Source organism: Rhodococcus spongiicola, from assembly GCF_004011835.1.
GTDB classification, from domain to species: domain Bacteria; phylum Actinomycetota; class Actinomycetes; order Mycobacteriales; family Mycobacteriaceae; genus Prescottella; species Prescottella spongiicola.
Genome location: NZ_RKLN01000001.1, coordinates 897,385 through 924,048, shown reverse-complemented (window position 1 = coordinate 924,048; position 26,664 = coordinate 897,385). Strand labels below are relative to the sequence as shown.

At 67.2% G+C, this 26,664-nt stretch carries 25 protein-coding genes; 11 read left to right on the top strand and 14 right to left on the bottom strand.

The window, feature by feature from the left end; translation table 11 throughout:
- Nucleotides 1-7 precede the first annotated feature (7 nt).
- The 6 genes from EF834_RS04280 to EF834_RS04255 are packed head-to-tail and all read right to left on the bottom strand — an operon-like array spanning nt 8 to nt 5,140.
- Nucleotides 8-868 (bottom strand): 5-oxoprolinase subunit C family protein, encoded by an 861-nt coding sequence (locus tag EF834_RS04280; RefSeq protein WP_164874062.1) that lies wholly within the window; start codon nt 866-868, stop codon nt 8-10.
- Between the two features lie 49 nt (nt 869-917).
- Nucleotides 918-1,523 (bottom strand): 5-oxoprolinase subunit B family protein, encoded by a 606-nt coding sequence (locus tag EF834_RS04275; RefSeq protein WP_127945940.1) that lies wholly within the window; start codon nt 1,521-1,523, stop codon nt 918-920.
- The gene (locus EF834_RS04270; protein WP_127945939.1) at nt 1,523-2,284 is read right to left on the bottom strand and encodes a LamB/YcsF family protein; all 762 of its coding nucleotides are present in this window, start codon (nt 2,282-2,284) and stop codon (nt 1,523-1,525) included. The genes EF834_RS04275 and EF834_RS04270 overlap by 1 nt, the downstream gene beginning before the upstream one ends.
- Before the next feature lie 32 nt (nt 2,285-2,316).
- Nucleotides 2,317-3,252: a metal ABC transporter permease gene (locus tag EF834_RS04265; protein WP_127945938.1), complete on the bottom strand. Its 936-nt coding sequence runs from the start codon at nt 3,250-3,252 to the stop codon at nt 2,317-2,319.
- Nucleotides 3,249-4,121 carry a metal ABC transporter ATP-binding protein gene (locus tag EF834_RS04260; RefSeq protein WP_127945937.1) on the bottom strand — a complete coding sequence of 291 codons (873 nt, stop codon included), beginning with the start codon at nt 4,119-4,121 and terminating at the stop codon, nt 3,249-3,251. The genes EF834_RS04265 and EF834_RS04260 overlap by 4 nt, the downstream gene beginning before the upstream one ends.
- A 5-nt stretch (nt 4,122-4,126) precedes the next feature.
- Nucleotides 4,127-5,140 (bottom strand): metal ABC transporter solute-binding protein, Zn/Mn family, encoded by a 1,014-nt coding sequence (locus EF834_RS04255; protein ID WP_127945936.1) that lies wholly within the window; start codon nt 5,138-5,140, stop codon nt 4,127-4,129.
- 162 nt (nt 5,141-5,302) lie between these two features.
- On the opposite strand from EF834_RS04255, the gene EF834_RS04250 reads away from it, so the two are divergent.
- Nucleotides 5,303-6,424, top strand: a complete 1,122-nt coding sequence (locus EF834_RS04250) for a LacI family DNA-binding transcriptional regulator (protein ID WP_127945935.1) — start codon at nt 5,303-5,305, stop codon at nt 6,422-6,424.
- A 9-nt stretch (nt 6,425-6,433) separates the two neighbouring features.
- On the opposite strand, the gene otsB is transcribed toward EF834_RS04250, so the two are convergent.
- Both otsB and kstR read right to left on the bottom strand, forming a co-directional pair.
- The gene (gene otsB, locus EF834_RS04245; RefSeq protein WP_127945934.1) at nt 6,434-9,001 is read right to left on the bottom strand and encodes a trehalose-phosphatase; all 2,568 of its coding nucleotides are present in this window, start codon (nt 8,999-9,001) and stop codon (nt 6,434-6,436) included.
- A 70-nt stretch (nt 9,002-9,071) separates the two neighbouring features.
- A complete protein-coding gene (gene kstR, locus EF834_RS04240) occupies nt 9,072-9,710 on the bottom strand; it encodes a cholesterol catabolism transcriptional regulator KstR (protein WP_127945933.1) in 639 nt (212 codons plus the stop codon).
- 86 nt (nt 9,711-9,796) lie between these two features.
- Between kstR and EF834_RS04235 the strand changes: the two genes are divergently transcribed.
- On the top strand, nt 9,797-11,977 hold the full coding sequence (locus EF834_RS04235; RefSeq protein WP_127945932.1) for an acyl-CoA dehydrogenase: 2,181 nt from the start codon (nt 9,797-9,799) through the stop codon (nt 11,975-11,977).
- Between the two features lie 105 nt (nt 11,978-12,082).
- On the opposite strand, the gene EF834_RS04230 is transcribed toward EF834_RS04235, so the two are convergent.
- Complete coding sequence (locus EF834_RS04230; protein ID WP_127945931.1) at nt 12,083-12,820, bottom strand: hypothetical protein; 738 nt, start codon at nt 12,818-12,820, stop codon at nt 12,083-12,085.
- A 149-nt stretch (nt 12,821-12,969) separates the two neighbouring features.
- On the opposite strand from EF834_RS04230, the gene EF834_RS04225 reads away from it, so the two are divergent.
- Genes EF834_RS04225 through EF834_RS04205 form a run of 5 tightly spaced genes read left to right on the top strand, consistent with a single transcriptional unit; the run spans nt 12,970 to nt 17,757 of the window.
- On the top strand, nt 12,970-14,043 hold the full coding sequence (locus EF834_RS04225) for an acyl-CoA dehydrogenase family protein (RefSeq protein ID WP_127945930.1): 1,074 nt from the start codon (nt 12,970-12,972) through the stop codon (nt 14,041-14,043).
- Complete coding sequence (locus EF834_RS04220; RefSeq protein WP_127945929.1) at nt 14,028-15,176, top strand: acyl-CoA dehydrogenase family protein; 1,149 nt, start codon at nt 14,028-14,030, stop codon at nt 15,174-15,176. The genes EF834_RS04225 and EF834_RS04220 overlap by 16 nt, the downstream gene beginning before the upstream one ends.
- The gene (locus EF834_RS04215; RefSeq protein ID WP_127945928.1) at nt 15,173-16,168 is read left to right on the top strand and encodes a bifunctional MaoC family dehydratase N-terminal/OB-fold nucleic acid binding domain-containing protein; all 996 of its coding nucleotides are present in this window, start codon (nt 15,173-15,175) and stop codon (nt 16,166-16,168) included. Before EF834_RS04220 ends, EF834_RS04215 begins: the two co-directional genes overlap by 4 nt.
- Nucleotides 16,169-16,591, top strand: coding sequence for a MaoC family dehydratase (locus tag EF834_RS04210; protein WP_127945927.1), 423 nt, complete (start codon nt 16,169-16,171; stop codon nt 16,589-16,591). It abuts the gene before it with no gap.
- Entirely contained in the window at nt 16,588-17,757 is a 1,170-nt protein-coding gene (locus EF834_RS04205; RefSeq protein ID WP_127945926.1) for a lipid-transfer protein, read from the top strand. Before EF834_RS04210 ends, EF834_RS04205 begins: the two co-directional genes overlap by 4 nt.
- 9 nt (nt 17,758-17,766) lie before the next feature.
- Here EF834_RS04205 and EF834_RS04200 read toward each other — a convergent pair whose 3' ends face one another.
- A complete protein-coding gene (locus tag EF834_RS04200) occupies nt 17,767-18,597 on the bottom strand; it encodes an oxidoreductase (protein WP_127945925.1) in 831 nt (276 codons plus the stop codon).
- Nucleotides 18,598-18,785: 188 nt separating this feature from the next.
- Here EF834_RS04200 and EF834_RS04195 point away from each other — a divergent pair, with 188 nt between their 5' ends.
- Together EF834_RS04195 and EF834_RS04190 are read left to right on the top strand one after the other, a co-directional pair.
- A complete protein-coding gene (locus tag EF834_RS04195) occupies nt 18,786-19,148 on the top strand; it encodes a YidH family protein (protein ID WP_127945924.1) in 363 nt (120 codons plus the stop codon).
- Nucleotides 19,097-19,480 carry a DUF202 domain-containing protein gene (locus EF834_RS04190; RefSeq protein WP_268960911.1) on the top strand — a complete coding sequence of 128 codons (384 nt, stop codon included), beginning with the start codon at nt 19,097-19,099 and terminating at the stop codon, nt 19,478-19,480. The genes EF834_RS04195 and EF834_RS04190 overlap by 52 nt, the downstream gene beginning before the upstream one ends.
- Nucleotides 19,481-19,524: 44 nt before the next feature.
- Here EF834_RS04190 and EF834_RS04185 read toward each other — a convergent pair whose 3' ends face one another.
- The 4 genes from EF834_RS04185 to kstD all read right to left on the bottom strand — a co-directional run bounded on the left by EF834_RS04185 (nt 19,525) and on the right by kstD (nt 24,466).
- On the bottom strand, nt 19,525-19,881 hold the full coding sequence (locus EF834_RS04185) for a CD225/dispanin family protein (protein WP_127945922.1): 357 nt from the start codon (nt 19,879-19,881) through the stop codon (nt 19,525-19,527).
- Between the two features lie 140 nt (nt 19,882-20,021).
- Nucleotides 20,022-21,797 carry a cholesterol oxidase substrate-binding domain-containing protein gene (locus EF834_RS04180; protein WP_127945921.1) on the bottom strand — a complete coding sequence of 592 codons (1,776 nt, stop codon included), beginning with the start codon at nt 21,795-21,797 and terminating at the stop codon, nt 20,022-20,024.
- Nucleotides 21,798-21,892: 95 nt separating this feature from the next.
- Nucleotides 21,893-22,753, bottom strand: coding sequence for a MaoC/PaaZ C-terminal domain-containing protein (locus tag EF834_RS04175; RefSeq protein WP_127945920.1), 861 nt, complete (start codon nt 22,751-22,753; stop codon nt 21,893-21,895).
- Between the two features lie 12 nt (nt 22,754-22,765).
- Entirely contained in the window at nt 22,766-24,466 is a 1,701-nt protein-coding gene (gene kstD, locus EF834_RS04170; protein WP_127945919.1) for a 3-oxosteroid 1-dehydrogenase, read from the bottom strand.
- Nucleotides 24,467-24,620: 154 nt separating this feature from the next.
- Here kstD and EF834_RS04165 point away from each other — a divergent pair, with 154 nt between their 5' ends.
- On the top strand, nt 24,621-25,523 hold the full coding sequence (locus tag EF834_RS04165; RefSeq protein WP_127945918.1) for an acetaldehyde dehydrogenase (acetylating): 903 nt from the start codon (nt 24,621-24,623) through the stop codon (nt 25,521-25,523).
- Entirely contained in the window at nt 25,520-26,641 is a 1,122-nt protein-coding gene (gene dmpG, locus EF834_RS04160) for a 4-hydroxy-2-oxovalerate aldolase (protein ID WP_408014459.1), read from the top strand. The genes EF834_RS04165 and dmpG overlap by 4 nt, the downstream gene beginning before the upstream one ends.
- Nucleotides 26,642-26,664: the final 23 nt, after the last annotated feature.

The following is a 26,664-nucleotide window of genomic DNA, read 5'->3' as shown; positions in this document are numbered from 1 at the left end:
GGGATCGCTACACCCGGCGAAACCTGATGCGAGACCCCGGTCGTAGCTGAGCTGCGGCCGGTATGTCGTCTTCCACGACGACCGCGATCACCGGGTAGCCGCCAGTCACCGGGTGATCGATCAGAAACAGCACCGGCATGCCGTTCGGTGGCACCTGCAGCGCCCCCGTCACCATGCCCTCGCTGGGCAGTTCACCGCGGCCTACTCGGAGCAGGGGAGCCGGACCCTCCAGGCGTGTGCCGACTCGGTCGGTGTCGGCGGTGACCTCCCACGTCTGCCGCACGAGTGCCGTACGGGAGGCGGGTGTGAACCAGTCGTCGCGCGGACCCATGCGGATGCGGAGTTCGACGGGGTCGGTGGCTGGCGCGGGAGGGGGAAAGAAGTTCTCGATCGGCAACTCGCTGTGCAGGTTTCCGATCAGGAGTCGGTCCGAGTCGCGGATCGGTTCGGGTCCGATCCCGGAGAGGGTGTCGGTGGAGCGGCTGCCGAGGACGGCGGGGACGTCGATCCCGCCGCGTACCGCGAGGTAGGAGCGCAGTCCGGCGGCGGCGATGCCGAGCGCCACCTCGTCGCCGTCCTGCAGATGGATCGTCGAGTAGAGCGGGCCAGGCGCGCCGTTGATCATGAGGGGGGTGGGCGCGCCGGTAACCGCGATCGTCGCCGGACCGACCGCGCGCACCTGAAGTCCACCCAGTGTCACCTCGAGGGTGGCGGCCGACGGGTCGTTCCCGACGAGGCGGTTGGCGCAGTCGTGCGCGGTGATGTCCGCGGCGCCCGCGACCCCGACTCCGAGTGACGCATGGCCGACCCGCCCACGGTCTTGGACGGTTGTACGCGCGCCGGAGCGCAGGACTTCGAGCCATGCCATGTCTCGATTGTTGCCGATCGGGCTGGGGCGCAAGCCCGGAAGACCAACCTCACACAGCGACGAACGTGACCGCCACGCCCGGCCGCAACAGCGCCGGCGGGTCGCGGCCGACGTCCCACATCCGTTCGGTGGTAGTTCCGATCAGTTGCCAACCACCGGGTGAGCTGCGGGGATAGATCCCGGAGAACTCGCCGGCGAGCCCGACAGCGCCTACGGGGACCGTCATGCGGGGCGAGGAGCGGCGCGGGACGTGCAGACCGGTGTCGCCACCGATGAGGTAGCCGAAGCCGGGACTGAAGCCGACGAAAGCGACGGTCCACGTCCGTCCGGTGTGGGCGGAGATGACACCGTCGACGCCGAGACCTGTGAGCGCCCCGACTTCTTCGAGATCGGGTCCGTCGTAGTGGACAGGGATCTCGACGTGGTCGATCCGGGACGGATCCACGGCGTCGACCGGCGCAGTCGATCGCACCCACGCGGCGATGCTGTCGGGTCGGGCTCCGTGGAACTGGACGAGGACGGTGCGGGCTGCGGGCACGAGATCGGTGACGGCGGAGTGGCGTTCGGCCACGAGTCCTCGATAGTGCGCGAGCGTCTCGTCGAGCCCGTCGAACTCGACCAGCAACGCGCGGCTTCCCATGTCGAGGACGCGCATCACACGAACGGTCTCACTCGGATCTTCTTGTCGTCGAGGAGCTTGCGGATCGCCGCTGCCATCTCTACGGCAGCGGGCGTATCGCCGTGCACACAGATCGTCTCCGCCGCAACGTCGATCAGCGACCCTTCGATCGCTCGTACCGTTCCCTTGGTGACCAACTGCAGCACCCGCTGCGCGACTTCGGCAGGGTCGTGCAGGACCGCGCCCGGCTCGGTGCGAGGGACCAGACGGCCCTCGGGAGTGTAGGCACGATCGGCGAACGCCTCCGGGACCGCCCGGAGCCCTCCCGCTTCGGCCTCCTCGAGGAAGACCGATCCGGGAAGCCCGAGAACCGGCAGCGATGGATTCACCGCGCCCACCGCATCGACGACGGCCCGCGCCTGATCACGATGGTGCACGATCGCGTTGTACAGCGCGCCGTGAGGCTTGACGTACGCGACGGCAGAACCGGAGGCGCGGGCCAACGCATCGAGCGCGCCGATCTGGTAGATCACGTCGGCGGTCAGATCGGCGGACGAGACGTCGATGAACCGTCGTCCGAATCCGGCGAGGTCGCGGTAGCCGACCTGCGCGCCGATCCGCACTCCTCGTTGCGCGGCGTCGCGGCAGGTCCGGAGCAGTGTGGCGGGGTCACCGGCGTGGAACCCGCACGCGACGTTCGCGCTCGTGACGAGGTCGAGCATCGCCGTGTCGTCGCCGAGGGTCCAGGCGCCGAAGCTCTCGCCGAGGTCACTGTTGAGATCGATCACCGCCGCCATGGTGTTGATCTTAGGCCGACCCCGGGTGGGACTCAGGCGGCGATTCGCTCATCGGCCACGACGACGCGTCCCGAGGATCGGCGACGGGCCGACCCGATCCCGCGTCGGCGGGCCGACCCGATTGCCCGGCACACCAGGTAGATCACGAACGAGATGGCGGTGACGAAAGTCGATACCGGGACGCCAGGGGCCAGCGAAAGCAGGATGCCGCCGACCGCGGCGAGTTCGGCGAACGCGACCGACAGTACTGTCGCCCGCAGCGGGCTGGCAGTGACGTGCGCGGCGGCGGCCGCCGGGGTGATGAGCAGGGCCATCACGAGCAGGGCACCGACGATCTGTACGCCCAGTGCGGCGGTGATGCCGACGAGGACGGCGAACACGATCGACAGGCCCCGCACGGGCACGCCACGCGCGGCAGCGACCTCGGGGTCGGTGCTGGCGAACAGTAGCGGGCGGTAGATCACCGACAGCGTGCCGAGCACCACGACCGCGCACAGCAACAGCAGCGCCAGGCCGGAGATGCCGGGCGCGACGATCTGCCCGACGAGCAGTGAGAAGCTGGTGCCGGTACGCCCCTCGTATGCCCAGAGGAACAGCACCGACAGACCCAGGCCGAACGCCATGATCACACCGATCACTGAATCGCGTTCCCGTGCTTTGGTTCCCAACAGCCCGAACAGGACGGCCGCCACGACCGATCCGACGACGGCACCGATACCGACCCCGATGCCGATCAGCAGTGCGGCGGACGCACCGGTCAGTGACAGCTCCGACGTCCCGTGCACCGCGAACGACATCTGCCGACTCACGATCAGCGGGCCGATCATGCCCGCGAGCAGGCCGAGGATCGCGCCGGCGATCAGAGCCTGCTGGACGAAGTCGTACTGCAGCAGATCGGCCGTCTCGGAGAAATCGAACAGACGCGACATCGCGTCGGTGAACTTGTTGCTGCCGAACTCGATGCTCATGCGTGGTCCTCGGTGTGATGGACGCCCTCGCCCGGGCGGGGTCCGCCGCCGCTGCCGAGCGCGTCGATGGCGTCGCCGGTGCCTACGACGACGAGCCGGCCGCGCACGTGCAGCACCTCGACCTCGGTGCGGTATAGCTCGGACAGCACCTCGGCGGTCATGACCTCGTCGGGGGTGCCGATCCTGAACTGACCGTCCACGAGGTAGAGCACGCGGTCGACGAGAGGGAGGATCGGGTTGATCTCGTGGGTGACGAACAGGACGGCGGTGCCGTGTTCGCGGCGCCGCCGGTCGATCAAGTCCGAGACACGGTGCTGGTTCGCGATGTCGAGGCTGAGCAGCGGCTCGTCGCACAGCAGGACCTTGGGGTCGCCGACGAGTGCCTGCGCGATCCGCAGCCGTTGCTGCTCGCCACCGGACATCGACCCGATCGGACCGTCGGCGTACGCCTGCGCGCCGACCTGGGCGATCGCGGAGTCGACGATCGCCCGACGCTTGGCGCGCCCGCGCAGTCCGATGCCCCGGTGGTGTCCGTCGACGCCGAGTCCGACGAGGTCACGTCCGCGCAGGGGAAGACCGTCGTCGAGGGACCTCTGCTGGGGCACGTACCCGACGTTCGCGTTCCCGGCCCGGGCCGGGGTGCCGGCGATCCGCACGCTGCCCGAAGTCGGCGCGAGCTGACCGAGCAGGACCTTGAGCAGCGACGTCTTGCCCGATCCGTTGGGGCCGAGGACGGCGAGGAACTCGCCTTGCTGCACGGCCAGGTTCAGGTTCGACCACAGGCTACGGTCACCGAACGACAGGCACGTCTCACGCAGTTCGACAGCGGGCGTGGTACCCGTTGCTGTCGGCGTGCTCGTTGTGGTCATGACAGTCAGGATGCCGCATTCAGGGTGTCGGCGAGTGACTGCGCAGTCTGCGTCTGCCACTGCACGAAGTCCATCCCCTCGGGCAGGGTCTCGGTGACCTCGACGACGGGAATACCGGCGGCCTCAGCCGTCTCGCGGACACTCTGGGAGACCCTGTCTTCGGTCTGCGTGTTGTAGAGCAGGACGCGGACCTTCTTGTCGGAGAGCAGGTCCCGGGTCTCGGCGATCGCCGCTGGCGACGGGTCGGTGCCGTCCTCGATGGCGTTGCTGAAGTCCGGGGGAGTGATGTCGTTCAGTGACGAGGCCTCGATCAGGTAGTGCGCGATCGGTTCCGTTTGCGCCACGGGCTCGCCGCGGTGCGTGGACGCGATTTCAGCCGTTGTCTCGGAGACCTGTTGCAGTTGCGCCCGGAACGCCTCCGCGTTGTCCGTGTACGTCGCAGCACCTTCGGGGTCGAGTTTGCCGAGTTGCTCGGCTATCGCGCTCGCGGTGGCGTCGACAGTCGGCATGTCGTACCAGACGTGCTCGTTCTCTGCTCCATGCGCGTGGGCGGCGTGTTCTTCCTCGGACTCCCCCGCGTGCTCGTCTGTGTCGGAGTCGCTCGCGTGCTCGTCTGTGTCGGAGTCGCTCGCGTGCTCGCCCGTCCTCTCCTCGTACAGTTCGAACGCGTTGACAGTCGGTTTGTCCCCGGCGGATCCGAGGATGTCCTCGAAGAACTGGTCGTAGCCACCGCCGTTGAGGACGACGAGCGAAGCGTCGGTGATGTCGGCGGCGTCGGCCGGACTGGCCTCGTACGAGTGTGGGTCGGCGGACGGCTCGGTGATGATCGAGGTGACCTCGAGCCGGTCTCCGGCGACGGCCTGCGCGACGCTGCCCCACACATTGGTAGATGCGACGACACGGATCTGGTCGTCGGTGTCGGCAGAGCTACCGCAGGCGGTCAAGACCGCCGCGGCGAGGGTCGCTCCGGCGGCCACTGTGGCCGAACGCAAAGCAAGGGACTTGCGGGATATGCGCACAACTTTCTCCTGGTCACGATTTCGAAACGGCCGGTCTGGAACGGCCGCGGTTCCTTATTGGTAACGGTTCTCGTTTACACTTTAACGGAGCTATTTTGGTCGCTTCGCACCAGGCAGCCATCCGAGTTAGCTCTCTTGTCGCCGAGCCGCTACCGTCCCGTTATGCCAAGGTCTCGTCAGCCGCGCCCCCGAGCCACGCTGGCGTCGCTCGCCGCCGAACTGAAGATCTCGCGGACGACCGTCTCCAACGCGTACAACCGGCCCGACCAGCTCTCGGCCGAGCTGCGCGAACGGGTGCTGCTCGCGGCCAAGCAGCGCGGCTACCCCGGTCCCGATCCGGTGGCTCGTTCACTTCGCACCCGACGGGCCGGAGCGGTCGGCCTGCTACTCACCGAGGCGCTGAGCTACTCGTTCCGGGATCCGGCCGCGATGAGCTTCCTCGCGGGCCTCGCCGAATCGTGCGAAGCTGCCGGGCAGGGTCTGCTGCTCATCCCTGCCGGGCCCGCCCGCGACGACGCTGAGGCTGCTGCGGTGGTCCAGCAGGCCGGCGTCGACGGTTTCGTCGTGTACTCCGTCGCCGACGACGACCCCTACCTCGCCGCGGTGCGGGAGCGGCGCCTGCCGACCGTCATCTGTGACCAGCCGCGGGGGGTGCCGGGGGTCTCGCTCATCGGCATCGACGACCGTGCCGCGACGCGGACGGTGGCGGACCACCTGATCGATCTGGGGCACAAGGAGATCGGTGTCCTGTGTATGCGTCTCGGTCACGACCGTTGCGACGGCGTCGTCGACCGGGAGCGTCTGCACGCCCCCAAATTCCACGTCCAGCGTGAGCGCATCGCCGGCGTCCAGGACGCGCTAGCGGACGCCGGTCTGGATCCGACGTCGCTCACCGTCGTAGAGCGTTCCGAGCACACCGCCCGTGCCGGGAGCTCCGCGGCCGCGCAGGCACTCGCGGCCAACCCGCGCATCACCGCATTCGTGTGCACCACCGATGTCCTGGCGCTCGGTGCCTTGGAGTGGGCGAGACGCGAGGACGTCGACGTCCCAGGCCAGTTGTCGATTACCGGTTTCGACGGTATCGAGGAGGCCCTACGCGAGGGCCTGACCACGGTGCGCCAACCGCAGGAGGACAAGGGTCGACGCGCCGGCACCCTCTTGCTCTCACGCTCGGACTCCGGTGTCGCGACCGTCGAGACGGTCGAGACACAACTGGTGGCCGGCCGCACCACCGCATCGCCACCAGGCTCCGTTGTCGAGCCGGACATCGCCGAGACGGCGTGAGGTCGGACGTCAGCTCTGGGCGAATTTATCGGAGCTGAGCAACTGCGCACACCGCAGCAGGCCGAGATGGCTGTACGCCTGGGGGTGATTTCCCAGCGAGCGCTCGGTGACGGGGTCGTACTCCTCGGCGAGCAGGCCGGTCGGTCCGGCCGCGTTCACCAACTGCTTGAACAGCGCCTCGGCATCGGAGCGCTGCCCGATCAGGAGGTACGCCTCGACCAACCACGCTGCACAGAGGTGGAATCCGCCCTCCGAGCCGGGCAGTCCGTCGTCGTGGTGGTACCGGTACACGGTCGATCCGCTGCGCAGTTCGGCCTCGGTCGCGTCGACGGTCGCGGTGAACCGCTCATCGGAGGGGTCGATCAGCCCGGACAGTCCGATGTGCAGCGTGGCCGCGTCGAGGTCGGTGCCGTCGTAGGCCGCCGTGTAGGACTCGACGTCCGCGTTCCAGCCCTTCTCGGTCACTTCCTCGGCGATCTCGTCGCGCAAGGCAGCCCAGCCCGCCCCGGCCTTTCGGCCGAAGTTCTCGGCCAGGGTCAGCGACCGGTCGACGGTGAGCCAGCCCATCACCTTCGAGTACACGTGGTGGCGCGGGTTGTCGCGGATCTCCCAGATGCCGTGGTCCGGCTCGGTCCAGCGGCGTTCCACCGCGGAGACCATGGCGCACACCAGTTCCCAGTCTCGGTCGGTGAGCGCCCCGGAACCGGCTATGCCCTTCTGCTCGCGGGCGTGGGCGAGGCTCGAGATGAGATCGACGATCGGTCCGAACACGTCGAGCTGGACCTGCTGGTTGGCTGCGTTGCCGACGCGCACCGGCCGCGACCCCGCGTATCCGGGAAGCGAGTCGATCACTGCCTCCGGGGGCAGTCCGGTTCCGTACAGCGTGTACAGCGGGTGCAGGCGCTCTGGGCCGGACAGCGTCTCGAGCACGCCGTGTACCCATTCGAGGTAGCCCTCGGCCTCCTCGAGCGAACCCAGGCTCACAAGCGCCGACGCTGTCAGCGCGGCGTCACGCAGCCAGCAGTAGCGGTAGTCCCAGTTGCGCACGCCGCCGATCTCCTCCGGCAAGGAGGTGGTCGCTGCCGCGATAATCGATCCGCTCGGGGCGTGTACCAATCCGCGGAGCGTCAGCGCCGACCGCTTCATCAGGTCCCGCTTCAGTGGCGGTAGCTCGAGAGTCTTCGCCCAGTCCCTCCAGTACGACTCGGCAATCTCGCGCCGTTCTGGCTCGGGTGTGTTCGATGGACTGAGATCGTCTGTTCCGAAACGTAATTCGAGCACGATCGGGCCCTGTGAGGGGTCGACGACGGCGTACGCCGTTTGCTGTGTGCCGTCGGTGGTGATGTTCCAACGCACGCCGGGGGAGCGCAGCACCATGGGTTCGTTGGTGCCGAAGACCCGTAGGCCGTCGGTGTCAGGCTCGAACTGGACAGGCACCTGGCCGAACTCGGGACGAGGAGCGAAGCTCACGACCGCCTTCGCCCGACCGGTGATGACGCGGGTGAGGTCGGTACGACCGGCGTCGACGTCGTGCGGCAGGTAGTCGGTGACCGCGAGACTGGCCCACCGTGTCTGCACCGTCATGGTGCTGTCGATGTACTGCTGGCTCAGCGGCAGTGCCTCGCGCTGTGGGCCGACACTGAAATGTCCGGCCTCGGTACCGCCGAGCAGGTGCGCGAACACGGCGGCCGAGTCCGGCTCAGGGTGGCACATCCAAGTCACGTTCGCATCGGGGGTGATGAGGGCGACGGAGCGGGGGCTGGCGAGCATCGTCAGCCGCTCGATCGGTGGTGCGTCCGCGCCGGAGAGCCACGTGCGCCGCTCCTCGAGCAGGAGCGCCAGTGCGGCCGCGACGTCCTCGGACGAGTCGACGCGGTACTCGGCCGAAGTCTCACCCTCACCGACCTTGATGCCGATGTCCGGGCCCTGCAGGCGTCTGAAGGCATTCTCGTCGGTGACGTCGTCGCCGAAGAAGACCGTGGCGGTCGCGGCCTCCTGATGGCGGAGGATGTCGAGTGCGTTGCCCTTGTCTGTCGGGATGACAGCGAGCTCGATGACGGACTTGCCTTCCGTGACCTGCACTCCGGTCCACAGCGCGGCTTCGGCGTGGACCGCTGCGAGGGCCTTCGCTCCCACCTCCGGGGTGGCGTTGCGTACGTGCAGTGCCGCGCTGGCGGGCTTGGTCTCCACGGTCACCCCGGGGTGCAGGTCTGCGATCCGGGACAACTCCGATGTCACCTCGCCCAGCAGCTTGCGGGCGTTCGCGTCGATCGCGTGCACGAATCCGATGTCGAACTCGGAACCGTGGCTGCCGACCAGTTGGACTTCGACCGGGAGCCGCGACAGCGTTGCGAGGTCCTTGAGTGCCCGCCCGGAGATGACTGCAGCGGCGGTGCCGGCGAGTCCGGCGAGAGCGCGCAGCGCCCGCACCGATTCGGCATGGGGGTACGCCTTCTCCGGATCGGAGACGATCGGCGCCATCGTACCGTCGTAGTCGGACGCCACCAGCAGGCGGGGAGTCCGGGCCGCGGTGGACAGGGCCCGGCGGAGTTCGATCGGCAGATCTAGAGCGCTCACAGAAACAAACCTAAGCGATCGGAGGCGCGCTGGCGCGCAGTCCTCCCCACCCAGAGGGGGTGGATACCGCCTATACGTGCGCTTTCGAGCCGTTGCCGAGGAGCAGTTCGACCGTGAGTTCCAGACGTTTCGCGACATCGGTGGCCGAGGATCGGCGGGTGAGCCACGCGACAAGGTTCGACAGCCACACGTCGCTGATGACGCGCGCGATCGCGAGCTCTTCCTCGGTGGGCACCCCGTCGGTGATGGCGCGCGCGAACAAGGTGTCCATCAGCTTGCCGACCTGATCGACCTCTGCGGCTGCGGACGCGTCGGCAAACATGAACGCGCGGGTCATGGCCTCGGCGAGCAGGGGATCGCGCTGCATGGCCTTGGTGATCTGGCCGAGGATGAGCTGCATCCGCTCGAGCGGGCTGCGGCCCGGTGGGATCTTGCCTTTCGACTCGATCCGTGCGAACTCGCGGGCGAGCGCGGAGACGAGCAGGTGGACCTTCGACGGGAAGTAGCGGTAGAGCGTGCCCACGGCGACATCCGCGCGTTCGGCGACGGCCCTCATCTGGACGGCTTCGTAGCCGCCCTTGGATGCCAACGCGAGGGTAGCGTCGAGGATCCTCTTGCGTCGCTCGCGCTGAGCATTCGAACTGAGGTCGTCGTCGCTGAGGGTCGAGACCGGCCCCCCTGCGGCCTGAGATCGTGATGAGGTGGTCATCGACAGTTCCTTCGCACCTTGACTCCTGACGGCCGATCATATTAGAACACGTTCTAGATGAAGTTGTCATCAAGAGAGGTGTAACCGTGACAATCGCCACGACCGACGAACAGAAAGCTGTCCAGAGGTCGATACAGGCGTGGGCGCGCTCCGCGACCCCGACCGCCATCCTACGCGAGGGACCTGCGGATTTCTGGCGCCAGTCGTGGCCCGCGGTCGCCGAACTCGGCCTGTTTGCGGTCGGCGTTCCGGAGTCTGTCGGAGGCGTCGGAGGTGAGATCGTCGACTTGGCCGCGATGTTGGAACAGAGCGCGGCCGAACTCGTGGGTGGCCCGCTTCTGCCGACTGCTCTCGCCGGACTGGTCCTCGGACGCGGCGCCGGTGCCGCCGCCAAGCAATGGGCTGGGCAGATCGCGGAAGGCGATCTCCCGGTCTCGATCGTGGTCGACGGCGGCGCGCTGTCCGCCACCGCCGAAGCCGACGGAGGATTGGTCCTCAACGGTGATGCGGGCAACGCGCTCGGTGGCGGGCCCGGCACTGCGGTTCTTCTGCCGGTACGCGCCGGCGACGACCTCGTGTGGTGCCTGGTCGACGGTGCTGCGCCCGGTCTGGTGGTCGAGGAGCTCGACATTCTCGACAAGAGTCGTGGCACGGCCCGGATCCGCCTCGAGAACGTTGTCGTGGCGCCGGACCGGATCGTCTCGGGCGCGGCGCCGGAACTCGTGCGCGACCTCGCGGCGGCACTCGCGGCCGCGGAGGCGGCAGGTGTGGCCGGCTGGACCCTGAACACCGCGGTCGAGTACGCCAAGATCCGCGAGCAGTTCGGCAAGCCGATCGGCTCGTTCCAAGCGATCAAGCATCTGTGTGCGGAAATGCTGTGTCGTACCGAGCAAGCGCGTGCGGTGGCGTGGGATGCCGCGGTCGCGGCCGAAGACGCCCTGCCGGACCCGGACACGGGCCGGTCCGCGGTGTCGGAACTGCCGATCGCCGCGGCCGTGGCCGCATCGATCGCGCTCGACGCGGCAGTCCAGAACGCGAAGGATTGCATCCAGATCCTCGGCGGTATCGGCTTCACGTGGGAGCACGACGCGCACTACTACTTGCGCCGCGCGGTCTCGCTGAAGCAGTTCCTCGGCGGCAGCAACCGCTGGCGTGCCCGGGTGACGGAACTGACCCGCGACGGAGCCCGCCGCCATCTCACAATCGATCTGACCGAACTCGAGTCGGAGCGTGAGGCCATCCGCGCCGACGTCGCCGCCCTCGCGGACGTGCCGGACTCCGAACGCCGCGTGGCGCTCGCGGAGTCGGGGTACGCAGCTCCGCACTGGCCGCGTCCGTACGGTCGCGGCGCGGGCGCCGCCGAGCAGATCCTGATCGCCGAGGAGATGGCCGCGGCCGGCATCGACCGCCCCGACCTCGTCATCGGCTGGTGGGCGGTTCCGACGGTCCTCGAGCACGGAAGTCCCGAGCAGATCGAACGTTTCGCGCTGCCGACGCTGCGCGGCGAGATCACCTGGTGCCAGTTGTTCAGCGAACCCGGCGCGGGCTCGGACCTGGCGTCGTTGCGCACCACCGCAGAGAAGGTCGAAGGTGGCTGGAGGCTCAACGGGCAGAAGGTCTGGACGTCGCTCGCCCGTGAGGCGGACTGGGCGATCTGCCTTGCGCGCACCGACAAGGATGCGCCCAAGCACAAGGGCATCACCTACTTCCTGCTGGACATGCGCACCGCCGGGATTCGAATCTCGCCGCTGCGGGAGATCACTGGCGAAGCGCTGTTCAACGAGGTCTTCCTCGACGACGTCTTCATCCCCGACGAGTGCGTCGTCGGGCAGGTGAACGGCGGGTGGAAGCTGGCCCGCACGACCCTGGCGAACGAGCGGGTCGCGATGGGCGGGGGATCGTCGCTCGGCAAGGCGGTCGAGGAACTCCTCGAACTCGCGGGTGATCCCGATCCGGTGACTGCTGACCGCCTGGGCGCGCTGATCGCCGAGGCGCTGGTCGGATCACTGCTCGAGCTCCGCACGACGCTGCGTCAACTCGACGGCCAGGATCCAGGGCCGGCATCGAGCGTGCGCAAGCTCGTCGGCGTGCGCAATCGTCAGGACGTGGCGGAGTTCGCCGTCGAGCTCGCGGGTGAGGCCGGCTGGGTCGAGGGTCCGCTCACGCGGGAGTTCCTCAACTCGCGGTGCCTGTCCATCGCCGGGGGGACCACCCAGATCCTGCTGACGGTCGCCGCCGAGCGTCTGCTGGGGCTGCCGCGGGACTGACACCTGCGGCTTCAGACTTGAAACGATCGCCCGCTCGTGGACATTGGAAGATGCTCACGGGCGGGCGTTCGTCCTTCTCGGGGCCGCCGTTCTCAGGAGCAGCGGTCAGCGACGGAAGAAACGGCGGCGCCGCCGCGCGAACAGGTCGTTGTCCAGGCGGAGGTCGACGCCGACGATCTCCACGTCGAGCGCGACATCTTCGTTGCACTCGATCCGGACACACACGCCGGTCTGCTCGTCGAGACGGACGAGGGAGGGTGGTCCGGGAGCCCAGACGTCGTGTTCGTCGTCGAACTCGCCGCTGAGAAGCGGACAGCAGCTGCAGCGCGGGTCGTAGGCCGCCGTGGGCTGTGCCGTCGCCTGCCATGCCGGTCGGCCGTGGTGCTCGACGACCGTCAAGTCCCGTAGCTCGACGGGAGCCGACTCGGCTGCGTCACGGTCGTGGACGCGGTCGGCCAGTTCGATCGGGTTCAGCATCGCGACCCAGTGGTAGCTCTCGAAGAACGGCCGGTCGTAGTCGATATCGATGGCATCCGGTACGGCTGCGACCAGGCCGTCGTCGGCGTAGACGGGTTCGACCTGGGACGGCCACCGAACCGGAATCGGCGCCCGCCCGTAACCGGAGGTCAAGTAAGCGCGGGCTCCCTGAGGGGGCTTGCTCTCGCTGGAGACTTGGACCAGTCTGCCGTCCGCGTCCTCGACCCGTAGATCGCCGGGCCTGCGGATCCAGGCGCGCCGGCGCGCGTCGCGATGGGTGCTCCAGTGGAACTCGAGCGACTGCCAGCGCCACGGCGACGACCGAGCGAGGCGGCGAAAGCGTTCGGCTGTGAGTGACGACGACATCAGCAGATACTGGCATCAGGCACTCGCGGCGTCGTCGAACCCGAATCGTATGGCCAGGTGAACATGTTCTCGATCTTGTGGGACTTTCATCGCTATCCTGCGAGTGATACAACAGGAACACGTTCTAAATCGTAGGCGGGATTGGCAGCGTGGATTTCTCTCTGGATCAGACACAAGAAACGGTGGCGGAGATCGTCGTGGGTCTGCTGGCTCGCGAGCACACCGATCCGGCCGACACAAGTGGCTTCAGCGACGAGTTGTGGCAGGCGCTCGCAAAAGCGGACCTGCTCTCGCTTGCCGTGCCGGAGCGGCTCGGCGGCGACGGGTTGGGTGTGCTGGAGATCGCGACGATGCTCACCGAGATCGGCCGTGGCGCCGCGCCCGTCCCGGCGCTCGCGACGCTCGGCTTCGGTGTGCTCCCGGTGCTCGCGCTCGGCACTGCCGAGCAGCAGGACGCGCTGCTCGACGGCGTCTCGACCGGACGGGTGCTCACCGCGGCACTGGCCGAGCAGGGCGCCGCGTTCCCCGCGACGCCGTCGACGACCGCCGTCGCGGACGGAGACGACGTCGTCGTGACCGGACACAAGATCGCGGTGCCTTTCGCGGACATCGCTCACCGCATCCTGGTGCCGACCGACGCCGGCGTGGTGCCGGTGGCCCCGGACGCGCCGGGGGTCACGCTCACCAAGAGCCCGAGTTCGAGCGGTGGTCCGGAGTTCTCGGTCCGGCTGGACGCGGTCCGGGTTCCTTCAGCGGAGGTCCTCGGCGGGGGACCCGACGGCGTTGCGACCCTGTACCGGATCGCGCTCGCGAGCATCGGCGCCTACGCAGACGGACTGCTCGCCGGTGCGACCGCACTGGCGGCCGAGCACCTGTCCACCCGGGAGCAGTTCGGCAAGCCGCTCGCGACCTTCCAGGCCGTCGCCCAGCAGATTGCGGACGTCTACGTCACGTCCCGGACGCTGCACGTGTCCGCGCTCGCTTCAGCGTGGCGGGTGGCCGAAGAGCTCAATGCCGCAGACGATCTCGATGTGATGGCGTACTGGATCGCGACCGAGGTCCCGGCCGCGATGCGAACGCTGCACCATCTGCACGGCGGTATCGGCGTCGACGTCACGTACCCGATGCATCGCTACTTCTCCATCGCCAAAGACCTGGCGCGCCTCGTCGGCGGCGCCTCGTACCGACTCGACCTCGTGGGGGCCCGGTGTTCATCGATCTGACACCCGAGCAGCGTGAGCTGCAGGCGGAACTGCGCCGCTACTTCTCCGAACTGATCTCTCCGGCCGAAGCCGAGATCATGATGACCGAACGGCACGGCCCCACCTACCGCGAGGTCATTCGCCGGATGGGCAAGGACGGCTGGCTCGGTGTCGGCTGGCCCGTCGAGTTCGGTGGCCGAGGCTTCGGCGAGATCGAGCAACAGATATTCGTCAACGAGGCCGTGCGAGCGGACGTTCCGCTGCCGTCCGTCACACTGCAGACCGTCGGGCCGACGCTGCAGGTGTACGGGACGGAGGAACAGAAGCGCAAGTTCCTGCCCGCCATCCTCGCCGGCGAGGTGCACTTCGCGATCGGCTACTCCGAGCCCGATGCGGGTACCGACCTCGCCGCGCTACGCACCACGGCGGTGCGAGACGGCGACGAGTACGTCATCAATGGTCAGAAGATCTTCACGACCGGTGGTCACGACGCCGACTACATCTGGCTCGCGGTCCGCACCGGCGACGCCGAGTCGCGGCACCGCGGCATCTCGATCCTGATCGTCGACACCAAAGATCCCGGTTTCTCATGGACGCCGATCATTACCTCCGACGGCGCACATCACGTCAACGCCACCTACTACTCCGACGTCCGTGTTCCGGCGAGCATGCTCGTCGGCGAGGAGAACAGGGGCTGGAAGCTCATCACGACGCAGCTCAATCATGAACGGGTCATGCTCGGACCCGCCGGTCGGGTGGCTGGCCTGTACGAGAAGGTGCACAACTGGGCGGCCAAGCGGAACCTGTTGGACCTGCCCGATGTCCGCCGTGGACTGGGCGAGATCCACGCGACCTACCGTCTCAACGAACTGCTGAACTGGCAGGTCGCAGCGGCCACCGGCGACGTCGACGTCGCGGACGCGTCGGCCACCAAGGTCTTTGCGACCGAACGTATTCAGCGCGTGGGGCGGATCGCGGACGAGATCATCGGCGCTCACGGCGACCCGGGTGATCCCGAGACTGCAGCACTCATGCGCTGGCTCGACGTCCAGGTGAAGCGAAACGTGGTCATCACCTTCGGTGGTGGCGTCAACGAGGTCATGCGTGAGCTCATCGCCATGGCCGGACTCGGACTGCCGAAGGTGCCGCGATGACAGACAACGACACGACAGCACAGATCCTCGCCGGCGCCGAGCAGGTCAGGGCGGGTGGGCCGAGCAAGCCGCGCGCGGGCCGCGACCCGATCAACATGCCGATGATCCGCAACTGGCTCGAGGCGATCGGCGACGAGAACCCGATCTACGTGGACGAGGACGCGGCGATCGCGGCGGGCCACGGCGGTCTCGTGGCACCGCCCGCGATGGCGCAGGTGTGGACCATGCGCGGCCTCGGAGCCGTTCGCGAGGAGGACGATCCGCTGGGCCGGATGACACAGATCCTCGACGATGCCGGGTATACGTCGGTGGTCGCGACCAACTGTGACCAGACCTACCATCGCTACCTCCGTCCAGGCGAGGAGGTGACCATCGAGTCGACCCTCGAGGACGTGGTCGGCCCGAAGAAGACCGGGCTCGGTGAGGGCTGGTTCTTCACCACACGCAACTTCTGGAAGGTCGGCGACGAGGTCGTCGCCGAGATGCTGTTCCGTATCCTCAAATTCGCTCCGCCGGCAAAGACGCAGCACGTCGAGACCGAATCCGGTTCGGTCCCCGATGATCTCGATCCGTCGCGGATGCTCCGGCCGATGCCGTCGCGTGATACCCAGTTCTTCTGGGACGGCGTTGCCGCGCACGAGTTGCGGATCCAGCAACGGCCGGACGGATCGCTGCAACACCCCCCGGTACCGGCGCTGTGGAAGGACAAGACCGAGACCACCGACTTCGTCGTCGCCTCGGGTCGCGGCACCGTCTTCAGCTTCGTCGTCCATCACGCCCCCAAGGTTCCGGGCCGCTCGCTGCCGTTCGTGGTGGCGCTCGTCGAGCTCGAGGAGGGCGTGCGCATGCTCGGCGAGCTCCGCGACGTCGACCCGTCCGAGGTCGCGGTCGGCATGCCGGTGGAGGCCTGCTACCTGGACTTCCCGGGCGATGACGAAACCGGGAACGAGCCCTGGACGCTGTACGCGTGGCGTCCGGTGAAGGAGTCGTAGATGACCAGCGCACTCGAGATCTCCGTCGGCGACAAGCTCCCGGGCCTGTCCATCCACGGGGATCCCACGTTCATTGTCTCGACGGCGTTGGCCACCAGAGACTTCCAGGACGTGCACCACGACCGGGACAAGGCACAGCAGCGAGGGTCCAAGGACATCTTCGTCAACATCCTCACCGACACCGGGTTGGTGCAGCGATTCATCACGGACTGGGCCGGTCCGCGAGCGCGGATCACGTCGATCAAGCTGCGCCTCGGTGTGCCGTGGTACGCATACGACACGCTGCACCTGTCCGGTGAGGTCGTGGCGATGGAGGACGGGGTCGTGACGGTCAAGGTCGTCGGCAAGGACAGCCTCGGGGACCACATCACGTCCACGGCGACGTTGGTGATGAACGACGACTCGGATGGAGGACGAGCGTGAGCGGGCTGTCCGGGAAGGCCGCGATCGTCGGCATCGGAGCCACCGACTTCTCGAAGGACTCAGGACGTAGCGAACTCCGCCTGGCAGCCGAGGCAGTCAAGGCGGCACTCGACGACGCGGGACTGAAACCGTCGGACGTCGACGGCCTGACGTCGTTCACGATGGACACCAACACCGAAGCGGCCGTTGCTCGTTCGGTCGGGATTCCGAGTCTGAAGTTTTTCAGCCGGATCCACTACGGTGGCGGCGCGGCGTGCGCCACCATCCAGCAGGCAGCGATGGCGGTCGCAACCGGTGTAGCGGACGTCGTGGTGGCGTACCGAGCGTTCAACGAGCGGTCGGGTGCCCGCTTCGGTCAGGTCAACGCCGGGCTGGTGCAGCAGGTCAACTCCTCGGGTACGGACAATGCGTTCTCGTACCCCCACGGGCTGGGAACCCCCGCGTCGTTCGTCGCGATGGTTGCGCAGCGGTACATGCATGTGTATGGCGCTACGAGTGAAGATTTCGGCCGTGTCGCGGTCGCGGACCGCAAGCATGCCGCCACCAACCCCAAGGCGTTCTTCTACGGCAAGCCGATCACGCTCGAGGACCATCAGAACTCACGGTTCATCGCCGAACCGCTACACCTGCTGGACTGCTGCCAGGAATCCGACGGTGGCATCGCGATCGTCGTCACCTCGCCGGAGCGGGCCCGCGATCTGCCGAACAAGCCGGCGATCGTCGCAGCGGCAGCGCAGGGCAGCGGAGCCGACCAGTACATCATGACCAGCTACTACCGCGACGGCCTGACGGGACTGCCCGAGATGGAGCTGGTCGGGGACCAGTTGTGGGAGCAGTCGGGGCTGCGGCCATCGGACATGCAGATGGCGGTGCTCTACGACCACTTCACCCCGTACGTACTGATGCAGCTCGAGGAGCTCGGCTTCTGCAGTCGCGGCGAGGCACGCGATTTCATCGCTGACGGCGCGATCGAGTTGGGCGGGCGGTTGCCGATCAATACGCACGGCGGTCAACTCGGTGAGGCGTACATTCACGGCATGAACGGCGTCGCCGAGGGGGTGCGGCAGATCCGGGGCACGTCGGTCAACCAGGTGCCCGACGTCGAGAACGTCCTCGTGACCGCCGGCACCGGCGTGCCCACCTCGGGACTCGTGTTGTCCGCGTAGCTGTTTCGGTCACTCGGCGTAGCTCGTGCCCAGCGTGAGTTCCCGCCACTGCTCCACATCCGAGCGGCGGGCCTTGTAGACGCTCTGAAATCTGTCGTAGGCGTCCTCGCCGAGCAGAAGCAGGAACGGTGCATCCGGAGCGTCGACGGCTGTGACGATCGCCCGCGCGGCCTTCGCTGGGTCGCCCGGCTCCCTGCCGTACACGGTGGCGTTTTCCTTGCGTCGCTTTCCTGCCGTCTCGGCGTAGTCCGCGATCGGCTCGGCGGACTGGGCCAGCTTGGGGCCCGCGAAGTCGGTGCGGAACCCACCGGGTTCGACGATCGTCACGCTGATGCCGAGCGGTCGGACTTCCTTCTGGAGCGATCCGGATAGTCCCTCGAGCGCTGCCTTGGTCGCCGCGTAGTAGCCGGATCCGACTGCTGTGCTCCTCGCCCCGATCGAGGAGATGTTCACGATCGCGCCGGCACCCCGTGCCCGCATGCCCGGCAGCACGGCCTTGATCATCGAGACCGCACCGAAGAAGTTGGTGGCGAACAACCGGTCGACGTCGTCCGCATTGCCCTCTTCGACCGCAGCGCGGTAGCCGTGCCCCGCGTTGTTCACGAGCACGTCGACACTGCCGAACCGGGCCTGGGCCCGCTCCGTCGCCGCTGTCACCTGCGCGGGTTTCGTTACGTCCAGACCGACCACCAGCGCGGTGCTCGGGTACCCGTCGATGAACTCTTGCAAGGCGGCGGTGTCGCGGGCAGTGACGACCGCGTTGTGGCCGCGGGCAAGCACCTCGCGGGCGAGCGCGCGACCTAGGCCGCTCGAGCAGCCGGTGATGAGCCAGGTGGACATGTCGATTAATTCCCTTCGTCGACGACCGCTGAAGTTGCACCGAACTGGACTGACTCGAGGAAGTGCAGCGTCGGGCTTCCGAAGCGCCCGCCGAGGCCCCTCGGCCTGCGTAAGGTGTTTCGCTGACGGGTCGCGGCATATGCCGCGGCATCCGGTGAGCTGGTCCTCGAGCGAGGAGGGACGTCACGGTGGCACTGCGCGGGTGGCGACCGAAAGCGTTCCGTGTCGGGGAGGATCCGGACCCGCGCTTCAGCCTTGCGAACGAGCGGACCTTCCTCGCCTGGATTCGAACCGGCCTCGGGCTGATCGCCGGCGCGGTCGGTCTGGAGGCGTTCGGGGCGGAGGTGGCGTCACCGGGGATCCAAACCACCCTCGTGGTGAGTCTGCTCGTCGGTGCGGTCCTGTTGGTCGTCTTCGCGTTCCTGCGCTGGATGGGTGTGGAGGCGGCGATGCGGGAGGGTCGCAGTTTGCCGGTGCCGGCGATCGCGGCACTGGTCGCGTGCATCATCGCCGCTGCGGGCATCACATTGCTCGTTTTGGCAGTGCGTTGAACGGGGCGGGCACGGGGCACCGAGACCCCGGGTTGCAACCCGAGCGGACAACACTCGCCTGGGTGCGCACCGCCATGGGTCTAGTGGCCGTCGCCTTCCTCTGTCTGCGGTACGTACCAGGGTCGTCGGTGATGGTACAAGTGTTCGGGACTTGGGCAGTCGTGGCGGCGTCTGCGGTGATGGTGACCGCGCGCAGTCGAAACGAACGAGCCGTTGAGCGTCTCGAGGCAGGTCGCACGGTATATCCGTTTCTTCACGTCCTTGGCTTGACCGTCACCGTTGCGGGACTTGCAGGCGTCTCAGCGGCCGTCATCCTCGTCGTCGGGTGGTGACGATCGCATCGCCTACGACGGGAAGGGCAATCGTGTGCCGAGGACTACCAGTGCATCAGTCCGTTGTCATACCAAGAGCCTTCGCGGGAGATCCACGCCGCAGTCAACACGACATAGGCAATCACGACGAGCACCAAGATGCCGCCGAGTAGCCACAACGACAGCTGCCCGAGCCTGCGGACCCGATTGGAGGCGGACCGGGCGCCTGCGTAGTCGCCGCGCGCCCACCGTGGATAGACCTCGAACGCATTGCTGAATGCGGAGAATGCGAGAGGCCAGAAGGCGACCAGTGTGGCCACGGCCCAGCCGGCGTTGGTCGGCGGAGGGGCTGGCGGTTGTCTGGATTCCGCGGGACCGGAAGGGGGCGGAGGAGGTGCAGGCTCCGGATTTATCGAGGTCATGACAGCATCACCTCATTCGCATCTGCAATTAGTCACCCTCGACGTTACACCGACGGCGAGAACGAGCGGGCCTGAAACGACGCCGGTGACACCTGCGAATTCGCGAGGTGCCACCGGCGTCGATTCGGTATCAGGACCGGCTAGGGGAGCAGCTGATCCATGAAGTCGTTCGAGAAGATGCGGTGCGGATCGATCTCGTTGAAGCGAGCCAGTGCAGTGTCCCAGTTCTCGGACCCCGGGACGCCCTCGCGGTAGGTGGCGGGCATCTTGTTCGCGATGATGTCAGGGTCGGTGTAGGGATCGGGACCGAACGCCCACCCCTTCGACCACTCCGGACGGAACGTGGCGTTGTCGTCGTTGTAGTGCTGCCGCATCCACTGCTCCATCTCCTGGTAGAACTCGAACATGCCGGGGGTGCCCGGAACGCCGAGAACGTTCAGCCAGATGGCGACGTCCCAGTCGGGACGATCGGGACGCGGACGAACCGCCGAGATGGTCGGCGGACCTGCCGAGGGCACTTGCACATCGGCAGGCTGGTCGAGTCCGCAGCAACGGATCTCGACCGGGCCGTTCAGCGGGTACTTGCCCTGGGAGCGGTAGAACTCCACGCGCTCGTTGAACCATTGCGTGAAGTCGTAGATCACCGTGGCGATGTTGGCACGACTCGTGATGACGGCGCCGCCGCCCTCCGTCAGACGCATCGTCGTCGCCTTGATGTAGAACTGGACGTCCTTCGACCAGCCCCAGATGTCCCTCGTGTTGGTCAAGGTCAGGCCGTCGGAGGTGGCGGCGTACATCCCCCTACCGAACGCCGGTGCGATCGAGGGGTTTCCGGAGGTGATCGCTCCGAGCATGTCGGTGATGAACTCGGGCAGGTTGTCGGAGAAGGTGTAGTTGTAGGGCTTCTTCACCTCCTTTGACTGAGGCGGCTTGGTCGGCGCGACCGACCAGACCTTCATCCACGGCTTTTCGGTGAAGGGGTACCAGATCGCCTCGGCGCCTCCACTTTCGGCTACGAACTTCTCGAAGGTCCGTCCATCGGTACCCTTCGGTGCGAACAGTTCCTCCCACGGGATGTCGGTGTAGCTCTGGCACCGCTGACGCACGTTGGGACCGGCCTGCATGGTCACCGAGGTCAGGAAACAACGACCGAGATTGGTGAGCATCGGGGTGATCGCGGGATCGTCGCGCAGGTAGGTCCTGAGCGCGTACTTCTCGCCGTCCCAGACCACGGCGGTGAGTTCGGTGATGAGGTTGCTCAGGGACCCGAAGGTGTGGCCCGGCACCGGTGCTTCACCGTCGGCCGGCAAGGCTGCACCGTGGGCGTCGACGGCGAGCGCGCCGGCGATCGACAGCTCACCGGGAGCGGGCAGGTTGGCCCAGCCGAGATTGTGCTCCTCCAGTTCGGTGCAGATCGACTGGAGGCTTGCGCCCGCACCGGCTGTGACGGTCGCGGGGGACCCGGACGGGTTCACCTCCACCGAGTCCAGGTGCGACATGGTGTCGGCCAGGATCACCTTCTCCACGTTCGAGTCGTGCACGACCGTCAGTGGGGTCCAGCCGTGCATCGCGCCGCGGGGACGGACCTTGTAGCCGTTCTCGTGTGCCCAATTGGCAAGACGGACGACGTCGTCAGGAGTCTTCGGTGAGCAGACCCAGGTAGCGTCGAGCACGATCTCCTTGGACCAGTTCTCGTACGCCTGCTGGAAGAGCTCGATTCCCTCGGGGAAGTCGGGCGGGGTGGGAAGCGGTGCCGTAGATCCCGAGCCGAGGGAACCGAGCGATCCCAAGGAACCTGCGGGAACGGCGAAGGCCGGGGTCCAGGCCCCCGCGAAGGCGCCTGCCGCGACAGCGCCGGCGCCCGCAGCCAGGAAGCCTCGCCGCGACAGTCGCGGCTGCTCGTCGAATGACGTCATTTGGTGTACTCCAGGGTGTTGAGGGGGAATCGAGGTGCAAATTGCCCGGTCGGGTCGACACGTGTGTCGACCCGACCGGTACAGGCGGGGTGTCGCTACGCGACGGTGAGCACGACGTCCGCCAGGGCCGGCGACTCGTCACGTTCGGGAACGGTTGCGGAGAGCAGCAGTTCGCTGCCCTCCCGCCAGATTCGCGTCCGGAGCGTCTCGCCCGGAAAGACCACTCCGGCGAATCGCGCCCGGAATCCCTTGACGCGATTAGCATCACCGTCGAGGACGGTGTCGGTCGCTGCCTTGCAGACGATGCCGTACGTGCACAGTCCGTGCAGGATCGGTGCGGGGAAGCCTGCTGCCGACGCGAAGTCGGGATCCGAGTGGAGCGGATTGCGATCTCCGCACATCCGGTAGAGGAGCGCTTGCTGCGGCAGGACCTGCGAGATCACTTCTGCATCGGGTGCACGATCGGGTAGCTCGACGGACTGAGAGGGACCTCTTTCGCCTCCGAAACCGCCTTCTCCGCGCGCGAAGATCGACGAACGCGCCGTCCAGAGGGGCGATCCGTCCAGTGTCACGGTCGATGATTCCTGCACGATCACCGCGGCCTTGCCCTTGTCCCACACCTCGGCGATCCGGGTGGTCGTCCGAGCCGATCCGCTGGCGGGAATGGGCTGGTGCACAGTCACTTCCTGGCTGCCGTGGACGACCTTGGCCAGGTCGATCTCGACCCCGGGGAACGACACGCGCGGCGCCTCGGTGGCGTGGATGTTGGCGACGACGGTCGCGAAGGTCGGCAGGACCTGCGGCTTGGCGTCGTCGAGGTACCGCAGCTCCTGCGGGTCGAGCGGGCGGCCACCCGCGCCGATCCCGAGGTGGTAGAGCTGCACGTCCGAGGGCGTCCAGGAGAACTCCTGGCCGGGCAGCTCGGCTCCGATCGCAATTGACGGATCGATGGGCACTGGTCTCTCCTGTCAGTTCTTCACGGATTCCGCAGCGGCGCGGGCCCGGGTGGCGACATCGAGTGCGGCCAGGTATGCGAACGTCATGGCGGGTCCGATGGTCGCGCCGGGGCCGGCGTAGGTGTGCCCCATGACCGGCGAGCTGCAGTTGCCGGCGGCGTAGAGGCCCTCGATGACCGAGCCGTCCTCGCGGAGCGCCCGACCGTCGACGTCGGTGACGATGCCGCCCTTGGTGCCGAGATCACCGGGGACCATCTTGATCGCGTAGAACGGCGCTTTGCTGATCTCTGCGAGGCTGGGGTTCTTCAGGCGGGGATCGCCGTAGTAGTGGTCGTATCCGCTGTCGCCGCGTCCGAAGTCCTCATCCTTGCCGTCGCGCGCGAAGCCGTTGAAGCGATCGACCGTCTCGGTGAGGGCATCGACGGGCATGCCGGTCTTCTCTGCAAGTTCTGCAATCGTGTTGGCCTTGACCACGATTCCTGCCTTGAGCCATCGGCCGGGGAACGGCGAGCGGGGAGTGATGGCTGCGAACGTGTACCGGTTGCGGTAGCGCTGGTCGAGGATCATCCAGGTGGGGATGTTCTCACCGGGTCCCTCGCCCTGGCCGTACTCGCCGCCGTACATCGTGTGGACGGCCTCGACGTAGGGCGCGGCCTCGTTGCCGAAGCGCTTTCCGCTCGTATTTACCATGATGGAGCCCGGCAGGGTGCGCTCCGACAGCGCGAACCACGGTCCGCCGGTGAGCGGGATCGAGGGGCCCCACCACGCGTCGTCCATGAAATCGACAGCGGCACCGAGCTTCTGGCCGGCAGCGATGCCGTCACCGGTATTCGCCTTGGCGCCGACGGTCCACTCCGTGCCGATCGGGGCACGCTGATACTTCTTGCGCATCTCGTCGTTGTGCTCGAATCCGCCGGAGCCGAGTACGACGCCGTAGCGGGCGTGGATGACCTGTTCCTCACCGTCGATCAGTACCTTCACGCCGCGCACGGCGTCATCTTCGGTATGGAGATCGGTGAGCGGGGTGTTCAGCAGGATCGGGACCCCCGCGTCGCGCAGGCCGATCCGCAGCCCGGCCATGAGGGCCTGGCCGCGCACCAGAAGGTCCTTGCCTCGAATCTGGGCGCCCAGGAAACGCATGCCGACCTTCATCGCGCGCGTGAGACCGCGACGGTTGCGCATGAACAGGTTGAGCCAGCGGAAGTCGGCCTGGGTCATGACGAAGTTCTTGGGGGCCGTCACGTAGTCCGGCTCGAGGTTCTTGCGGTCGTCGCCGAGACGGTTGCCGTCGAACGGAGCCGGCTCGACGGAGCGTCCGCCGAGCCGGCCGCCGGGCGCTTCTGGGTAGTAGTCCGAGTAGTTCGGCACCCACTGCAGCTCCAGGGCGCTGTTCTTCAGCACGAACGAGAGCATCTCGGGGCCGCGATCGATGTAGGTGTCGATCTTCTCCGGCGGAACGACGTCGCCGATGATGTTGTGGAGGTAGGTGCGGGCCGCGTCGGTGGTGTCGGTGACGCCGTCACGTTCGAGCACCTCGTTGTTCGGGATCCAGACACCTCCGCCCGACCGTGCGGACGAGCCGCCGTAGTGGGCGGCCTTCTCCACGACGACCACGCTCAGGCCCTGATGTGCGGCGGTCAGGGCGGCGGTCATACCGGCAGCACCGCTGCCGACGACGACAATGTCGTATTCCTGCTTGCTCATGTAGAACACGTTATAGAATGGGGTGGCTGCCAGTCCATGCTTTCTGCCAGTAAGTATGTCCGGGAGCGCCCGACCGTGACGATGGCAAACGAACACGCGTTACAGCCCTCTTCGTGGTGTCTGCGTTCGTCGCGGCATTCCTGCGGTTCGAGTAGGAGTTCACATGACGAAGGCAAGTGTCGCAATAGTGGGTTCCGGCAACATCAGCACGGACCTGCTCTACAAGTTGCAGCGTTCCCGCTGGATCGAGCCGCGCTGGATGATCGGCATCGATTCCGCGAGCGAAGGCCTCGCGCGCGCCCGGAAGATGGGGCTCGAGACGTCCGCGGAGGGCGTCGACTGGTTGCTCGACCAGGCCGAGAAGCCCGACCTGATCTTCGAGGCGACCTCCGCGCGCGTGCACCGCGATGCCGCGCCGCGGTACGCCGAGCACGGAATCCGCGCAATCGACCTGACCCCGGCCGCGGTCGGCCCGGCCGTGGTGCCGCCGGCGAATTTGCGTGCACATCTGGACGCCCCGAACATCAACATGATCACTTGTGGTGGTCAGGCGACCATCCCGATCGTCTACGCGGTCTCCCGCGTCGTGGACGTGCCGTACGCGGAAATCGTCGCGTCGGTCGCGTCGGTGTCAGCCGGGCCGGGAACGCGCGCGAACATCGATGAGTTCACCAAGACCACCAGCCGCGGTGTCGAGGTGATCGGCGGTGCCCGCGCGGGAAAGGCCATCATCATCCTGAACCCCGCCGAGCCGCCGATGATCATGCGCGACACCATCTTCTGTGCCATCAGCGAGGATGCCGACCGCGATGCGATCACCGAATCGATCCACCGCGTCGTCGCGGACGTCCAGCAGTACGTACCCGGATACCGACTGCTCAACGAGCCCCAGTTCAGCGGCCCGACCGTCGTCTCGGGCGGGCACGCCACCGTCACGACGTTCGTCGAGGTCGAGGGTGCCGGCGACTTCCTCCCGCCGTACGCGGGCAACCTCGACATCATGACCGCCGCGGCAACCAAGGTGGGCGAGGAGATCGCCCGAGAGCTTCTGAGTGTGAAGGCGTGAGCGACATGGGCAACAGCGACAAGATCGGCCGGACCGGCAGTGTTCATGCCGACGGGGTTCACACCGACGGGGTTCACACCGACGGGGTTCACTTCGACAGCACGTGGGACATCCGCGTGACGGATACCTCGCTGCGCGACGGATCTCACCACAAACGGCACCAGTTCACGGGCGCCGAGGTACGCGACATCGTCGCGGCCCTCGACGGCTCCGGTGTGCCGGTCATCGAGGTCACTCACGGTGACGGGCTCGGTGGGTCCTCGTTCAACTACGGATTCTCGAGAACCCCTGAGCAACGACTGATCAAGATCGCGGTCGAAACCGCTAAGCGGGCGAAGATCGCGTTCCTCATGCTGCCCGGTGTCGGCGTCAAGGAGGACATCATCGAGGCGCAGGACAACGGCGCGTCGATCTGCCGTATCGCGACGCACTGCACCGAGGCCGACGTCTCCATCCAGCACTTCGGGCTCGCCCGAGACCGTGGTCTCGAGACGGTCGGCTTCCTGATGATGGCGCACACCGTCACACCCGAGAAGCTCGCCGAGCAGGCCCGCATCATGGCCGACGCCGGCTGCCAGTGCGTGTACGTCGTCGACTCCGCCGGTGCACTCGTCCTGGAACAGGTGACCGAACGCGTCGAGGCGCTCGCTCAGGAACTCGGCAATGACGCCCAGGTCGGCTTCCACGGCCACGAGAACCTGGGGCTCGGCGTCGCGAACTCCGTCGCGGCGGTTCGGGCCGGGGCCAAGCAGATCGACGGCAGCACCCGGCGTTTCGGCGCGGGCGCCGGCAACACTCCGGTCGAGGCCTTCGTCGGCGTGTGCGACAAGATCGGTGTGAAGACCGGCATCGACTTCTTCTCTGTCGCCGACGCCGCGGAGAACGTCGTGCGCCCCGTGATGCCGGCCGAGTGTCTGCTTGACCGGCAGGCCCTGATGATGGGGTATGCCGGTGTCTACTCGAGCTTCCTCAAGCACGCCGAGCTGCAGGCCGAGCGCTACGGAGTGTCAGCGGCGGAGATGCTCGTGCGGGCCGGCAAGCGAAAGCTGGTCGGTGGTCAGGAGGATCAGTTGATCGACATCGCGCTCGAATTGCAGCGCGAGGGCGCGGCGCGGTAGGTCCGTATCGGACACTGCAGAAT